This is a genomic window from Agromyces sp. Marseille-Q5079 (assembly GCF_051016555.1).
GTDB lineage: Bacteria > Actinomycetota > Actinomycetes > Actinomycetales > Microbacteriaceae > Agromyces.
The window spans coordinates 45963-61024 of the sequence record NZ_JBPEJF010000007.1 but is presented as its reverse complement, the minus strand read 5'-3'; the positions used below and the strand labels follow the sequence as shown (position 1 = coordinate 61024).

The window sequence follows — 15062 nt, the reverse complement described above, 5'->3', positions numbered from 1 at the left end:
ACCGTGGTCAGCGCCGTGTTACGCCGATGTGACCCGCACTGAGACGTCGAGCGCCGAGCTCATCGGGTGTCCGACGTGACGGAGACGGTGCCGTCGGGCGCCCACGTGACGTCGAACCAGCCCTCGCCCTGCATCGAGATGACCCGGATCCCCGTCTCGGGGAATCGACCGTTCTCCGTGCACCGGCTCTGGCCGCCCTCGGAGGCGGAGGCGACGATCAGGCACACCTCCGCCTCGCGCCGTGCGGCGAAGACGCCGGTGCCGTCGGGAAGGGCGACCAGGAGGCGCGCCTGGAAGAAGCCGTCGCGGACCCATGACGCAGGGAGCTGATCGCTCGGGACCGCCACGCGGGCGAAGGCCTCCGACGCCTCCGCGTCGGCGACGAGCGGGAGGGTCTCGAGGTACTCCGCGTACGTGAGCTCCTGCTCGGCCGATCCCGTGGGGAGGAGCGCGGCCGGTTCGAGGGCGGGCTCGCGCGTGTCCAGCTGCCAACCGATGAGCAGGCCCGCGGCCAGCGCGATCGCGCCGGCGATGATCGCCCACCGGATCCGCGTCGGGGCCTGTTCGGCGACCGCGGATGCGGCGGCGACCGGGGCCGCGCCGGCGGATGAGGCGTCCTCCGCCGATCGGGCCATCGTGGGTCCTGCCGATCGGGGCACGGCGAGCATCGGCGAGCCGTCGGGCGAACCCGCCTCGGCGAGCTCGCGGACCGCGGCCTCGCGCTCCGCATCCGTCGCTCCGGAGCCGAAGGCGATGCGCTGCAGGCGGGCGATCTCGGCATCGTGCTCGTCGAAGGCATCCGGAAGCGAGTCGTCGTCCTGACCGCCGGTGCCCACCATGACGTCCTCCATGCCGGTCGTCTGTGGGGCGGCGACCGTCGCGGTGTCGGGTCCCCTTCAGGATCCCGCACCGGTCGGGCTGCGGCAACCTTCTGGGCGCGGCACCTCGGTGCCCGAGGAGCCGGCCGTCAGCGACCGGTGACGGTGATCGACCCGTTCGACGTGGCGAGGTCGAGCGCGAACTCGCCATCGGAGTCCTCGTCGATGTCGACGTCGACCGACCCGTTCGACGTCTCGGTCGTGACCCGGTAGCCGGTGCCCTCGGTCGGGACCACGAGGTCGATCGCCCCGTTCGAGGTGCGTGCCTCGACATCCTGAGCGGCGGAGAGCCGCAGGTCGATCGCCCCGTTCGAGGTCGACGCCCGGATGCCGGTTCCGGCGAGGCCGCGCCCCTCGATGCGGCCGTTGCTCGTCTCGACCTCGATCGCGCCGGTGACGTCGTCGAGTTCGATCCGCCCGTTGTTCGTCGAGACGTCGACCTCGTTCACCCCGGTGAGCTCGATCGCGCCGTTCGAGGTCGCCCCGCGCACGTCGACGCCCGCCGGCAGTTCGATCGTGTAGTCGACGACGCAGTTGCGGCCGCATCCGCTCAACACGAGCACGCCGTCGTCGACCTCGAAGGTCGCCCCGACGGTTCGCTCGCCCCGGTAGGAGACCGTGCGCTCGACCTCGAGGTCGGCGCCCTCGCCGGAGCCCTTCACGATGACGCTGCCGGCAGGCTCGTCGATCTCGACCGTGTGCACCTGGGCGTCGAGGGTCTCGTCATCGCTGAACCGTTCGGGCGGGGCCAGGAGCCCGCATCCGCTGAACGTCAGGGCCGCGGCGACGGCGACGGCGCCGATCGCGATCGTGCGTGCTGTGCGAATCATCGTCGTCCCCCTCGTGGGCTTCCCGCCCTGTCTCAGACCATAACGAGGCCTCCGTCCCACCCGCACGGGGGCATGCCCCCGGAGTCCGCAGTGGGGGAGCACCCGCCGGAGCGAGGCTCGCGACATCCGACCGCCCGGGTCGAGGCCGACCCGCATGGGCGAGGTCACCGAACCTGCCCGGGCACGCCCCGGACATGCCGGGACGTGCTCCGTGGCGAGGGCCGGCCGGCCCGACTACTTGGCGAGGAAGGCCAGGAGCGCCTCGCTGACCTCGGCGCCGTGGGTCCAGAGCAGACCGTGCGGCGCGCCCTCGATCTCGACGTAGTCGGCCGAGGGGAGGCGCTTGACGAACTCGCGGGCGGTCGCGTCGATCGGGAGGATGCGGTCGGCCGTGCCGTGCAGGATGAGCGCCGGCACGTCGATCTTCTCGATGTCGCCGCGGAAGTCGGTCAGCCAGGACTGCACGACGGCCGAGGAGGCGAACCAGGAGGCGCTCGCCGCGACGTTCCAGCTGGCGCGTACGGCGGCCTCGCTGATGCGGCTGCCGAGGGTCTCGTCGAGGTTGTAGAAGTTCTGGTAGAAGTCGTCGAACCACGCGTAGCGATCGGTGGTGGCGGCTTCGAAGATGCCGTCGAAGACCGACGCCGGCACGCCCGTGGGGTTGTCGTCGGTCTGGAGGAGGAACGGCTCGAGCGACGCGAGGAAGCCCGCCTTGGCGACGCGCTCGCTGCCGTACGTGCTGAGGTAGCGGCCGACCTCGCCGGTGCCCATCGAGAACCCGACGAGCACCGCGTCGCGGAGGTCGAGGGTCTCCATGATGACGTTGAGGTCGGCGGCGAAGGTGTCGTAGTCGTACCCGGTCGTCGGCTGGCTCGAGAGCCCGAAGCCGCGGCGGTCGTAGGTGATGACGCGGTAGCCGGCCGAGAGGAGCGCCGCAGCCTGCTTCTCCCACGAGCGCCCGTTGAGCGGGTAGCCGTGGATGAGCACGACGGGCTGGCCGCTGCCGTGGTCTTCGTAGAAGAGCTCGATGGGAGTGCTGTTCTCGGTTCCGACGGTGATGGTCGACATGTGCTGCTCCTCGTTCGTTCTAACCGGTTTCTCCGGCTGAAGTGGTTATGACGAAACCATAGCGCCAAGATTCCAACTTGTCTAGTGCGCTGATATGGTTAGAACGAACAGATTCGAATCGAGACCCCATGACCGACTCCCTGCTCCTCGACCTCGTCAACTCGCGCCTCCTCTACCCCGATGGCGTGCGCGATGAGCTCGGCGACGACGCCGCGGCATCCGAGTGGCTGCGATCGCGCGGGCTCCGCGGCACGGCCGACGAGGTGCGCGACGCGCGCGCGGCCAGGGCGGCATTCGTCGGGTTCCTCAGGGGTGAGACGGATGCCGCGCAGCTCGAGCCGTGGGCCGGCGCCATGCGCAAGCGCGCCCGGCTCCGGGCCGACGGCCTCGACTGGGTCGACGAGGTCGACCCCGCTCGCGCCGTCGGCGCCAGGGCGATCGCCGAGTGGGCTTCGCTGCAGACCGAGCAGGGCTCCCGCATCCGGGCGTGCGCGGCATCCGACTGCCAGCACTTCCTCATCGACGAGAGTCGTGCGAACGCCCGCAAGTGGCACTCGATGGAGCTCTGCGGCAACCGCGAGAAGGCCCGTCGGCACTACGCCAAGTCGAAGCTCGCCGCCGGCTGATCGTCGCGGCCCGTGCTCGACGCGGGTGGCCCCCGCGTGCAACGCTGCTCGCGACATCCGACCGCCCGGGTCTAGGCTGACCCGCATGGGCAAGGTCACCGAACCTGCCCCGGGGGAGTACGGTCCGCCCGAGCCTGCCAGTGGGGGCGCGAGCGAGCACGACACCCGGGGGGACCACGGCTTCTTCGGGCAGCCGCGACCACTCGTGCACATCTTCGGCGTCGAGATGTGGGAGCGGTTCAGCTTCTACGGCATGCAGGGCATCCTGCTGCTGTACCTGTACTACACGGTCGCCGACGGCGGCCTCGGCATGGACCAGGCCGCCGCGGCCGGCATCGTCGGCGCGTACGGCGGGGCCGTCTACCTCTCGACGATCCTCGGCGCGTGGATCGCCGACCGACTGCTCGGCTCCGAGCGCGTGCTCTTCTACAGCGCCATCGTGATCATGGGCGGGCACATCGCGCTCGCCGCGCTGCCCGGATTCCTCGGCGTCGGCGTCGGCCTCGTGCTGGTGGCGTTCGGCTCGGGCGGGCTCAAGGCCAACGCCACGAGCGTGGTCGGCACGCTCTACTCCGAGCGCGACCCTCGCCGCGACGCCGGATTCTCGCTGTTCTACCTCGGCATCAACCTCGGCGCCTTCCTCGGCCCGCTCATCACGGGCCTCGTGCAGGACACCTGGGGATTCCACTGGGGCTTCGCCGTCGCCGCGGTCGGCATGGCGCTCGGCCTCATCCAGTACGCGTTCGGACGCAAGGGGCTGCCGGCCGTGGCATCCGTCGTGCCGAACCCGCTGCCCAAATCGCGGCGGGGGCTCGTGATCGGCGTCGCCATCGCCGCGGTGCTGCTCATCGCGGTGCTCGTGCTCACCGGACTCGTGAACGCCGGCAACCTCGTGACGTGGGTCATCGGGGCCACGGTGGTCGCCGCGATCTCGTACTTCGTGGTGATCCTGCGCAGCCACCGCATCACGGCGACCGAGCGCAGCCGGGTCTACGGGTTCATCCCGCTCTTCATCGCGAGCGTCGCGTTCTGGTCGCTGTACCAGCAGCAGTTCACGGTGCTCACCATCTACTCCGACGAGCAGCTGAACCGCAGCATCTTCGGCTGGGTGATGCCGGTGCCGTGGGTGCAGTCGATCAACCCGGTCTTCATCATCGTGCTCTCGGGGGTGTTCGCCGCGATCTGGACGAAGCTCGGCGATCGCCAGCCGTCGACGCCCATCAAGTTCGCGTTCGGCACGGTGCTCATGGGCGTCGCGTTCCTGCTGTTCCTGCCGTTCGCCGACGGCGGGCCGAACTCGACGCCGCTGCTGTGGATGGTGCTCATCCTGTTCGTGTTCACCGTCGCCGAGCTGTTGCTCTCGCCGGTGGGCCTGTCGGTCGCGACCAAGCTCGCGCCCGGGGTGTTCCACACCCAGATGGTCGCGCTGTTCTTCCTCTCGGTCGCACTCGGCTCGTCGATCGCAGGACTGCTGGCGGGCTTCTACACGGTGGTGAACGAGGCGACGTACTTCGGCGTGCTCGGCGCCATCGCGATCGTGCTGGGCATCGCGCTCTGGCTCGGTCGCAAGCCCGTGCTGCGACTCATGGCGGGCGTGCGCTGACGCGGCGAAACCGTTCTCCTCGTCCGGATACGATTGGCGGGCACGCACGAGGGGAGTTCGGATGTCGCGCGCCCTCGTCGTGATCCCGACGTACAACGAACGCGAGAGCATCGCCGAGACCGTCGCACGGGTCAGGGCCGCCGTGCCCGAGGCCGCCGTGGTGGTCGTCGACGACAGCTCGCCCGACGGCACCGGATACATCGCCGAGGGCCTCGCCGCCGATGACGGTGCCGTGCACGTGCTGCACCGCACCGCGAAGGAGGGGCTCGGAGCCGCCTACCTCGACGCCTTCGGCTGGGCGCTCGACCGGGGCTTCGATCCGATCGTGCAGATGGACGCCGACGGCTCCCACCTGCCCGAGCAGCTGCCGTCGCTGCTGGCCGCGCTCGAGGCGCCCGATCCCGCGGGCCGTCGGGTCGACGTCGTCATCGGTTCGCGGTGGATCCCGGGCGGTGCGATCGAGAACTGGCCGCGTCACCGCGAGCTCCTCTCGAGGTGGGGCAGCGCGTACGCCCGCCGGATGCTGCGCCTGTCCACGCGCGACGCGACGGCCGGGTACCGGGTGTTCCGGGCATCGGCGCTGCGGGCCATCCGCCTCGACGACGTGCACACGCGCGGCTACGGGTTCCAGGTGGACATGCTGTGGCATGCGAGCCAGGCCGGCCTCGTCGTGGTGGAGGTGCCGATCACGTTCGTCGAGCGCGCACTTGGCCGATCGAAGATGAGCCCCGTCATCGTCGTCGAGGCGATGATGAAGGTCACCGGGTGGGGCATCGCGGGGCTGTTCCGTCGCTCGCCGCGGACCGGAGCCGACGCGCGCACGTCCTGACGACGGGTGCGACATGGGCCGCCCGCGTCGGCTGTCAGACGAACCGTCGGGTACCGACGACGAACGGTCGGGCGCGCGCGCGGGCGCTCCGCGAGGGTGGAGATCCACCTGAAGGAGCGACATGTCCACGAACACCGCGAGCACCAGCGCCATCACCCGATCACCCGCCGGGTCGCCTCCCGCCTCGGGAGCGCAAGGCCCGCGCCGGGCCGCATGGGCCGGCGTCGTCTCGCTCGGCCTCGGCATCTTCACGCTCGTGGCGAGCGAGTTCCTGCCGGCGAGCCTGCTCTCGCCGATCGCGGCGGACCTCGGCATCACCGAGGGCGTCGCCGGGCAGCTCGTGACGGCCACGAGCCTCATCGGCATCATCGGCGGTCCGCTGGTCGTGTCGGCGCTGCCGCGCGTCGACCGGCGCACGGTCATGGTGGGGCTCACGACGCTCGCCGTGATCTCGAACGTGCTCGTCGCCATCGCGCCGGTGTTCGGGCTCATGCTGGCCTCGCGGCTCCTGCTGGGCCTCGCGATCTCGGGGTTCTGGGCCATGTCGCTCGCCGTGACCTCGCAGCTCGTGCCGGCCGATCGGCTGGGCCGCGCGATGACGATCGTGAACACGGGACTCTCGCTCGCGACGATCGCCGCCGTGCCCGCGGGCGCCGTCCTCGGCGACCTCGTGGGCTGGCGCACGGTGTTCCTCGGCGCCGCGGCGGTCGGGGTCATCGCCCTGACCGTGCAGATGGTGACCCTGCCGTCGGTGCCGCCGACCGGAGCGCCGGGCTTCCGCACCCTCGTGCGGACCGCCGCCCGACCGGTGGTCGCGCTCGGGATCCTCTCGGTCGTGCTCATCTCGGGCGGGCACTTCGCCGGCTTCACCTACCTGCGCCCCGCCTTCGAGTCGATCGGCGCGGTCACACCCGCGACGCTCGCCCTGCTGCTGGCCGTCTTCGGCCTCGCGTCGTTCGCCGGCAACCTGGCCGCGGGCCCGCTGGCCGATCGCCGCTTGGGCGTGCTGCTCGTCGCGGCGCCGACCGCGATCGGCGCCTCGATGGTGCTCTACGCACTGTGGGGCGCGAACCCCGTCGTCGCGGTCGGCGTCGTGGGCGTGTGGGGCGCCGGGTTCGGGGCGGTCCCGACGATGATCCAGACGTGGATGGCGCGCGTCGCCCCCGACCGCCTCGAGAGCGCGGGCGGACTCATCGTCGCCGCCTTCCAGACCGCGATCACGATCGGCGCGGCCGTCGGCGGACTGCTCGTGGACTCGGTGGGCGTGCAGGTGGCGTTCCTCGGCGGCGGCGTCGCCGCCGTCATCGGCGGCATGGTGCTCGTCTCGGCGAGGGGCCGGTGACGGGTCGCGCGGTCAGGCGACGGGCTGCAGGGTGGTCCGTCGCCAGAGGCTCGGCGCGACGCCGCTGTGGCGGCGGAACGCGCGGCTGAACCCGTCTTCGCTGTCGTAGCCGAGGCGGTAGGCGATGACCGCGACGGGATCGCCGCTGCGGAGCATCCGCTCGGCCTGCGCCATCCGGATGCGGGTCACGTAGCGTGCGGGGGTGTCGCCGACGGTCTCGCGGAACTGCTCGGAGAACTGCGAACGCGACGCGCGGGCGATGCGGGCGAGCGACTCGACCGTCCACGGCGTGCCGGGGCTCTCGTGGATCGCCGCGAGGGCGTCGCCCACGTTCGGATCCTGCGCGGCGGCCAGCCAGGCTCGCGCGGTGCCGCAGCCGTGCTCGAGCCAGAAACGCACCGCGGCCGAGATGACCACGTCGGTGAGCCCCGCGAGCACGGTGCCGGAGCCCGGCCTGGTGCCGGAGGCCTCGCGGTGCATCGTGTCGAGCAGGCTCGAGAAGCCGGGTTCGCTGCGTCCGAACCCGCGGGCGGCCAGCACCGGCGGCATCGCACGGGTCATGGTCGGGTGGGGTCCACGAGCGCCACCGTCGCGCTGAGCAGCCGCGCGTCGTCGGAGGCGCTGAGCCGGGTCGGACCGCCCTGCGGCAGCAGTGCGACGTCACCTCGGTCGAGTTCGACCACCTCGTCGCCGTGCGAGAGCCAGATGGTCCCGGAGAGCACCACGTGGAGGCGCGTGCGGTCGTGCTCCTCGTGTCGTGCGTCGCCCGCGGCGAGATCGCGCCCCGCGGTGTCGATCACCGACCACCTCAGGTGCTCGAGGAACCGGCCGATCGTGCCCGCGTCGTCGACGAGGCCGGTGGCCTGCGGCAACGGCGTGATCCTGCACATGAGAGGTGCAATCGCCGAGCGGCGCCGATCATTCCCGGATGCCGCGACGCGCCGGGCGGACGCCCGCCAGGAGGACGTCGAGGAAAACCTGGCGATCGGCCGGATCACCGACGCGGACGGCGTGCTCGATGCCGCACACCAGGTGCTCGAGTTGCGCGATCGACAGGTCCGTGCGCACGAGGCCGGCAGTGCGGGCGCGTTCGAGGATGCCCTCGAACGCGGCGAAGACCTCGGCCTTCATGGCCCGCACCGACTCGTCTTCGTCATCGGGTGAGAGCAGCACGGACTGGAGTCCGCCGTCTTGGAGTTGCAGGGCCAGTGCGCCGTCGAGGAAGTCGACGAACGCGGTCTCGTCATCGACCTCGCTCATCGCGGCCTGTGCGATCGACCTCATCCGCTCGAGCGTGTGCAGCGAGAGCGCCTCGACGAGCGAATGCACCGTGGGGAAGTGGCGGTACACCGTGCCGACCCCGAGGCCGGCATCGCGGGCGACGTCGTTCAGGCGCAGGGCGCGGGCGTCGTGCCCGCGGGCGGCTTCGATGATCCGGGTCCGGCTGCGCAACGCATCGGCGCGGAGTGGTCGCATGGCTCCATCGTAGCCGAAACGGATGAGTCATCCGAATGTGCTACTTTAACCGGATGAGTCATCCACTTAGCGACCTGACAGGTCAACCCCTGGCCTGGGATCCCGAACGCCTTCCCGATCAGACGGGACGGACGATCGTCGTCACCGGGGCGACCGCCGGCATCGGCTACTTCGCGGCCGAGCAGCTCGCCGCCGCGGGAGCCGACGTGGTGCTCGCCTCCCGATCCGAGGCGAAGCTGCGCCTCGCCGAGGCATCGATCCGGCGGGAGGTCGCCGGCGCCGCCGTGCGGAGCGTGCTGATCGACCTGGCCTCCCTCGACTCGGTGTCCCGCGCCGCCGACGAGGTGCAGGCGCTCCCTCGCCTCGACGGCATCCTCCTCAACGGCGGAGCGATGGCCTTGAGCCGTAGCGAGACCACGGTCGATGGACTCCCGCTCCTCGTGGGAACGCACGCGGTCGCGAACGTCCGCCTGCTCGCCGGGCTGCTCCCCGCCCTCGTCGACACCGGCACGCGATCCGGGACGCCGACTCGAGTCGTGCACACCTCGACGGGATTCGTGAAGCAGTTCCCGATCCGCGTCGATGATGTCCTGCGCACTCCCGCGTCGGCGATCGGGGCGTACACGAAGGCGAAGACCGTGACCGAGGTGTTCGCGTTCGAGCTGGATCGCCGGCTGCGGGCGAGTCGCCGACCGGTCGCCTCCCTCGTGGTCCGACCCGGCGTGGGCGTGGACGCGAAGACCCCGGAGCGGCGCGGTGTCCGAGACTCCTCGACGCCGTACCAGCGCAACCCGTACACGCCGTGGGCGCAGGGCAAGGACACCGCCGCGTGGTCCGCCGTGCGCGCCCTGACCGATCCCGACGCCCAGGGCGGCGAGTACTACGCGCCGGCCGGCAGGCTGCGGGGCCTGCCCGTTCGCGTCGACCCGCTCGCCCGCACGCAGGCGCCCTCCGCCGACACGGCCGCCGAGGTCTGGCGCCAACTCGAGGAGCTCGCCGGGGCACGCCTGCCGTTGCCCGAGACCGCATGAGTGCGCCCGGAGCTCGCCGGGCCTCTCCGGGCTGGATAGGGTTTCGCCCATGGATGCTCCGGTCACGGTTCGCGCAGCCCGGGTCGAGGACGTCCCCGCGATGGCGCGCGTGCTCGTCCGCTCGTGGCAGGAGACGTATCGTGGCCTGATGCCCGACCGGGTGCTCGACGACCCGGGGTTCGTCGGCGCTCGCGAGCGGTTCTGGACCGCCGCCCTCGTCGACGAGCGCTACCGAGCGAACACGGTCGCGGTGGCCGAACGTGATGGCGCGGTGATCGGGGTCGCGATGGCGGGCCCGCCCGAGACTCCCGGGCCCGCATCGGACCTGCACCTGTTCGTGCTGTACGTCCTCGCGGAAGCCCACGGAACCGGTGCCGGCGCGGCCCTCCTGAACGCGGTCATCGGCACCGACCGGTCGGCGTCGCTGTGGGTCGCCGATCCCAACCCGCGGGCGCAGGCGTTCTACCGGAAGAACGGATTCGTCCCCGACGGCACCGTGCAGGTCGACGATGGCGTGCGCGAGATCCGCATGGTGCGGATCTCCCGCGACCAGATCTCCTGATCGCCGGGCCGTCAGCGGGCGGCGGGCGTTCGTTCGACGTTCATCGGGTCTGTGCCCCGTCGGGCGATGACGGCGGCCTGCGGCCGCTGGCCGACGGTCTTCCTGACGTGGGACTCGACCACGTCGAAGCCGACGGCCTGGAGTTCTGCGCTGAGGTCCTCCACCGGCCAGCGGTATGCCGGGGCGACGGCGTGATCGAACTGCTCGACCTCGGCGCCCTCGAAGAACCCGATGAGCAGCGTGCCGCCCGGGCTGAGCGCGCGATGGAACTCGGCCAGGGGAACCCCGATCGTGCCGGGCTCATGGTGGATGAGGGAGTACCACGAGAGGATGCCGCCGATCGTTCCGGTCTCGCAGTCGAGCGTGTTCAGGTCGCCGACCGCGAAGGGCACGCTCGGGTATTCGCGGCGGGCACGTTCGATGAACTCGGGCACCAGGTCCACGCCGCGGGCATCGAGCCCGTGTTCCGTGAGGAAGTCGGTCCAGTGGCCGGGGCCGCAGCCGGCGTCGATCGCCCCGCCGTCGATGCCGCGCGCCCACGTCGAGACGAGCTGGCGGTCCGAGGGGTGCGCGGCGCCCACCCACCCGAACAGCTCGATGTACTCCGCCGCCCGCCGCGAGTACGCATCGCCGACCCTGCTGTTCACGCGGTCGAGTCCAGGGAAACGGTCATCCCACGAGCAGGAGGGGGTCGGCGACGAGTCGTTCGCGCGCGAGCCGTCGCGCACCGACGAGTGCGGCATCCGCCCCTCCGGATGCCGGTGAGAAGACCGGGATCGCGCTGATCGCGCCGTTGCCGACCGTGGGCCGATTGCCCTGCATGGCGCTGCGGATGTCGCCGGCGAGGCCGGACCAGTAGCCGCCGACGACCACGACGGCCGGGTCGATCGTGGGAACCACGATCTGCAGGGTTCGACCGATCCAGTGCGCGGCGTCGAGCCAGGCCCACCGCGCCCGGTCCTCGGCCTCGGCGATGCGCAGGACGAGCTCGTCGAGGGCGTCGGAGCGGCCGTCCGACTCGGCGAGTGCGGCGAGCCCGGCGCGTTCGAGGACCACCTCGGGGGCCGCGACCGTCGCGAGGCAGCCCTGCTGGCCGCACCGGCATCGCAGCCCGCCGGGCACGATCGGCAGGTGGCCGAAGGTCGCGCCGAGTCCGTGCGCCCCGCGCAGCGGATGGCCGGCGGCCACCGCGGCCGCCGAGACCGCGGTGTCGCCCTCGAGGTAGAGCACGTCGGCGATGCCGGGCAGGGCGTCCAGCTCGACGCTCGCGGCCGCGCTCGCCGCCGGCACGACGCGCATGGGCAGCGGCAGGGAGGCCTCGACCTCGGCGAGGGCGGGGATCATCGCCCGCAGTTCGCCGAGCACGTCGACGGGCTCCGCGCCGAACCGGGCATCCATGATGACGACCGCGGGCGAGCCGACCACGGCTCCGTCCACGAGCACGGTGATGTCGGCGATGCGATGGCCCGAACGCGAGGTGCGGGCGATCGCCCGCGAGATCACCACGGCGAGCGGCGTGACGGGGTTCGCCGCGAGTTCCGAGCCGGGGATCGCCGCCTTCGTCGCGATCCGCTCGCTGAAGCGCGCCTCCTCCTCGCCGCCGAGGGTGGCGATCGTCGCCACGGCCTCGTCGAGCGCCAGCCGCGCCGTGACGAGCACGCGGTCGCCGCCGGCGAGCGTGAGCGGCGTGGACCTGCCGTCGCCGTGCGCGTCGCCGGACTCGCGGATCACGCCCGCGTCGAGCAGGCGTGCCGTGAGCCCGGCGATGGTGCCGCGCCCCAGGCCGGTGGCGTTCACGAGCTCGCTCCGGGTCGCCGTGCCGTGCGTCACGAGATGCTCGACGACGAGGGCGGACTGTTCGCGATGGGTGTCGAGGGGGCCGGTGATGGTCGGGACCGTCGTATCGCCGGGTGTCATGTCGCAAGCATGCTGCCCGAACGTCCCGCGGTCACGTACCCCAACCGGGGGGTCGTGTCATCCCGCCGTCGTGAGCAGCGGGCGCACGGACGCGTAGCCGTCCTGCACCACGGTCGACGGGGTGTCGTAGACGCGGGTCTGACGCGCGGCATCCGTGTACCGGGGCCATCCGGGGTCGCCCGTCGCGATGAAGGTCACGGCGCCGCCGTGCACCTCGTCGGCGAGCGCCTGCGGGGGATTGGCGCCGGCGAGCGGCTCGATCGCGATGGAGTCGAGGCAGTCGAAGAAGAACGGGACGTCGAGGCAGTGCTCGGCGAAGCCGAACGTGCCCGACGGCCACGAGAACCGGTACACCCAGGTGGGCGCGTCGCCGCGCAGGGCGACGATGCCGACCAGCGCGGTGCGGAACATCCGGTCGGTGAGGAACCGGCCCGCGATGCGCGCGGTGCCCTTGCGGGCGACCTCGGCGTTCGCCGCGAGGTAGGGCTTCAGCTGCGGCTTCTGCATGCCGAGCTTCTTCAGCATCAGGGACTTCGGGATCCAGCGGAGCTTCTTCTCGACCTCGGCGAAGGCCATCGTGAACTCGTCGTCGGTGGCGCCGATGACGAGCGGCTTGTCGGCGCCGACGCCGGCCGCGAGCGACTCCCTGGTCGAGCGGAGCAGCAGTTCGCCGTCGATGCTCGGCCCGAGGGCGAGCCCGTTGTCGATCATGCTCTCGAGGGAGTCGGGGCCGAGCTCGGTCGCCTTCTTCTGCAGCTCGAGGATGCGGTCCTCGCTCAGGCTCGAGAAGCCGGCGCGAGTGGGCTCGACGCCCGCGGCAGCGGCCAGCTCGCGGCCGAACGCCTCCCCGCGCTCGGGCGTCACGTCGGCGAGAGCACCGGAGATCGCGTAGACACCCTGGAAGAGGTGCTGCGCGCGCTCCATGCCGAGCAGGGTGAGCACGGCGCCGCCGCCGGCCGACTGACCGGCGATGGTCACGCGCGACGGGTCGCCGCCGAACGCGGCGATGTTCTGCTGCACCCACTCGAGGGCGAGCAGCCAGTCGCGCACGCCGCGGTTCGACGGGGCATCCGAGATCCAGCCGAAGCCGTCGAAGCCGAGGCGGTACGAGATCGTCACGGTCACGACGCCGTCGCGGTTGAAGCGGCCGCCGTCGTACCAGAGGCTCGCCGGCGAGCCGGCGAAGAAGCCGCCGCCGTGGATCCAGACCAGCACCGGCAGGCCGGCATCCGTGGCGGGCCCGGCCGTTACCGGGTTCGGCGTGAACACGTTCACGTTGAGCGTCGACTCGCCGGGCACGCTCGGCTCGGGGATGAGGGTCACGCCGGGGTCGCCGCGCTGCGCGGTCGCACCGAACTCGAGCGCGTCGCGCACGCCCTCCCACGGCGCCTTCGGCACGGGGGCGGCGAACCGGAGCTCGCCGACCGGTGCCTCGGCGAAGGGAATGCCGAGGAAGGCGGCGGATGCCTCGGGCGTGCCGGGTTCGCCGCGCCAGGCGCCGCGGACGCGGCCCGCGGCGGTGTCGACCTCGACGAGGGTGCCGGTGGTGGTCTGGGTCATGCTGGAGCTCCTATCGAACGCTCTTGATGGGGATGAGGACGAACGCGGCGGCGACCACGGCGACGATGCCGAAGACGAAGAGCATCGGGTATCCGCCGAAGACGCCGATGATCACGCCCGCGATCGCCGGGCTCAGCGCCTGCGGGATGTTCGTCGCGATGTTCAGGATGCCGAGGTCCTTTCCGGCGCCGGCGCCGCCGCCGGGCAGCACCTCGGTCATGAGGGCCGCGTCGACCGACATGTACACGCCGAATCCCACGCCGTTGATGATGCTCATGACGATCATGCCGGTCATGTTCGGCATGATCACGGGTGCGAGCAGGCCGAGCACCATGATGGCGGATGCCGCGTAGATGAACACCTTGCGACGGCCGATGCGGTCGCTCCACCAGCCCGAGACCCCGATCGCGATGAGGGTCGGCACGAAGGCCGCGAGCGTCAGCGTGAGCACGGCGCCCGGGGCCTCGGCGACCGGGATCCGGATGTAGTCGGTGAGGATGTACAGCTGGAACGCGGTGACGACGAAGTAGCCGAGCACGAGCAGGAACCGGGCCGCGAACGCCCAGGCGAAGTCGGGGTTCTTCCGCGGGTCGATCCAGAAGCCGGCGAGGAACTCCTTCCAGCGCCACGCGGGCACGACGGCCGCCTTCGACGACCAGTCGCGGTTGACGAGCACGAAGAGCAGGGTGACCACGATCACGGCGATGCCGAACACCGAGTAGCCGATGCCGATGTTCGCGGCGAAGATGCTCGCGACCATGATGCCGAGGGTCATGCCGACCTGGGTGCCGATGCCGAACATCGCACTCGCGACGCCGCGCTTCTCGCGGGGGAAGCGGTCGGGGGTGAGCGCGGTGAGCGGACCCTGGAGCCCGTTCAGGGCGACCTGGATGACAACCCAGAACACGGTGATCCAGAGCAGCGAGGTGAGCGAGCCGAGCCCGAGCAGGAAGATGCCGCCGATGAGCGCGCCGCCGACCATCCACGGGGTGCGCCGGCCGAAGCGGGAGCGGGTGCGGTCGCTGAACGCCCCGACGATGGGCTGTGCGAAGAGCGTGAAGACGAACGAGACCGTCGTGACGATCGCGAGGTTCGCGACCTTGTTCTCCTCGTCGAGGAGGGCGATCTGGGTCGGCAGCAGGATCGCGATGAGTCCGCCGTAGGTGGCGAACAGGGTGAGGGCCGTGACGAGGATGCCGGGCAGGAGCGCCCGCGTGGGCGGCGGGCTCTGGGGCGGTTCACCGGCGACGGGCGCGTCCGCGGAGATGGCGCCGGTGGGCGCGACGAGGGCGGCGGGGTCGCCGGAGGCGGCGGGTTGGATCGACATTGGGGCTCCTCTT

General features: G+C 71.6%; 16 protein-coding genes. 6 read left to right on the top strand and 10 right to left on the bottom strand.

All coding sequences use genetic code 11. The features are described from left to right. Nucleotides 1-59: 59 nt before the first annotated feature. The 3 genes from ACR3IO_RS15270 to ACR3IO_RS15260 all read right to left on the bottom strand — a co-directional run bounded on the left by ACR3IO_RS15270 (nt 60) and on the right by ACR3IO_RS15260 (nt 2776). Nucleotides 60-851, bottom strand: a complete 792-nt coding sequence (locus ACR3IO_RS15270) for a hypothetical protein (protein WP_434072075.1) — start codon at nt 849-851, stop codon at nt 60-62. A gap of 116 nt (nt 852-967) precedes the next feature. Then, nucleotides 968-1708 (bottom strand): DUF4097 family beta strand repeat-containing protein, encoded by a 741-nt coding sequence (locus tag ACR3IO_RS15265; protein WP_434072074.1) that lies wholly within the window; start codon nt 1706-1708, stop codon nt 968-970. A 234-nt stretch (nt 1709-1942) separates the two neighbouring features. Further along, a complete protein-coding gene (locus ACR3IO_RS15260) occupies nt 1943-2776 on the bottom strand; it encodes an alpha/beta fold hydrolase (protein WP_434072073.1) in 834 nt (277 codons plus the stop codon). A gap of 128 nt (nt 2777-2904) precedes the next feature. Here ACR3IO_RS15260 and ACR3IO_RS15255 point away from each other — a divergent pair, with 128 nt between their 5' ends. From ACR3IO_RS15255 to ACR3IO_RS15240, 4 genes are all read left to right on the top strand, one after another. Further along, nucleotides 2905-3402, top strand: a complete 498-nt coding sequence (locus ACR3IO_RS15255) for a CGNR zinc finger domain-containing protein (RefSeq protein ID WP_434072072.1) — start codon at nt 2905-2907, stop codon at nt 3400-3402. Nucleotides 3403-3487: 85 nt separating this feature from the next. Then, nucleotides 3488-5005: a peptide MFS transporter gene (locus ACR3IO_RS15250; RefSeq protein WP_434072071.1), complete on the top strand. Its 1518-nt coding sequence runs from the start codon at nt 3488-3490 to the stop codon at nt 5003-5005. 61 nt (nt 5006-5066) lie between these two features. After that, the gene (locus ACR3IO_RS15245) at nt 5067-5834 is read left to right on the top strand and encodes a polyprenol monophosphomannose synthase (RefSeq protein ID WP_434072070.1); all 768 of its coding nucleotides are present in this window, start codon (nt 5067-5069) and stop codon (nt 5832-5834) included. A gap of 121 nt (nt 5835-5955) precedes the next feature. Further along, entirely contained in the window at nt 5956-7176 is a 1221-nt protein-coding gene (locus ACR3IO_RS15240; RefSeq protein ID WP_434072069.1) for an MFS transporter, read from the top strand. 12 nt (nt 7177-7188) lie between these two features. On the opposite strand, the gene ACR3IO_RS15235 is transcribed toward ACR3IO_RS15240, so the two are convergent. From ACR3IO_RS15235 to ACR3IO_RS15225, 3 genes are read right to left on the bottom strand one after another with little or no spacing between them, the layout of a single operon-like run. Further along, nucleotides 7189-7737: an AraC family transcriptional regulator gene (locus ACR3IO_RS15235; protein WP_434072068.1), complete on the bottom strand. Its 549-nt coding sequence runs from the start codon at nt 7735-7737 to the stop codon at nt 7189-7191. Beyond that, complete coding sequence (locus ACR3IO_RS15230; RefSeq protein ID WP_434072067.1) at nt 7734-8048, bottom strand: cupin domain-containing protein; 315 nt, start codon at nt 8046-8048, stop codon at nt 7734-7736. The genes ACR3IO_RS15235 and ACR3IO_RS15230 overlap by 4 nt, the downstream gene beginning before the upstream one ends. 46 nt (nt 8049-8094) lie before the next feature. Further along, on the bottom strand, nt 8095-8652 hold the full coding sequence (locus ACR3IO_RS15225) for a TetR/AcrR family transcriptional regulator (RefSeq protein WP_434072066.1): 558 nt from the start codon (nt 8650-8652) through the stop codon (nt 8095-8097). Nucleotides 8653-8705: 53 nt separating this feature from the next. On the opposite strand from ACR3IO_RS15225, the gene ACR3IO_RS15220 reads away from it, so the two are divergent. Together ACR3IO_RS15220 and ACR3IO_RS15215 are read left to right on the top strand one after the other, a co-directional pair. Further along, nucleotides 8706-9683, top strand: a complete 978-nt coding sequence (locus ACR3IO_RS15220) for an SDR family NAD(P)-dependent oxidoreductase (RefSeq protein ID WP_434072065.1) — start codon at nt 8706-8708, stop codon at nt 9681-9683. A gap of 49 nt (nt 9684-9732) precedes the next feature. Then, on the top strand, nt 9733-10245 hold the full coding sequence (locus ACR3IO_RS15215; RefSeq protein WP_434072064.1) for an N-acetyltransferase family protein: 513 nt from the start codon (nt 9733-9735) through the stop codon (nt 10243-10245). Between the two features lie 11 nt (nt 10246-10256). On the opposite strand, the gene ACR3IO_RS15210 is transcribed toward ACR3IO_RS15215, so the two are convergent. The 4 genes from ACR3IO_RS15210 to ACR3IO_RS15195 are packed head-to-tail and all read right to left on the bottom strand — an operon-like array spanning nt 10257 to nt 15049. Next, nucleotides 10257-10892, bottom strand: coding sequence for a class I SAM-dependent methyltransferase (locus tag ACR3IO_RS15210; RefSeq protein WP_434072063.1), 636 nt, complete (start codon nt 10890-10892; stop codon nt 10257-10259). A gap of 22 nt (nt 10893-10914) precedes the next feature. Beyond that, the gene (locus tag ACR3IO_RS15205) at nt 10915-12162 is read right to left on the bottom strand and encodes an ROK family protein (RefSeq protein ID WP_434072062.1); all 1248 of its coding nucleotides are present in this window, start codon (nt 12160-12162) and stop codon (nt 10915-10917) included. 57 nt (nt 12163-12219) lie between these two features. Further along, nucleotides 12220-13722, bottom strand: a complete 1503-nt coding sequence (locus ACR3IO_RS15200) for a carboxylesterase/lipase family protein (RefSeq protein WP_434072061.1) — start codon at nt 13720-13722, stop codon at nt 12220-12222. Between the two features lie 10 nt (nt 13723-13732). Next, on the bottom strand, nt 13733-15049 hold the full coding sequence (locus ACR3IO_RS15195; protein WP_434072060.1) for an MFS transporter: 1317 nt from the start codon (nt 15047-15049) through the stop codon (nt 13733-13735). Between the last annotated feature and the right edge of the window lie 13 nt (nt 15050-15062).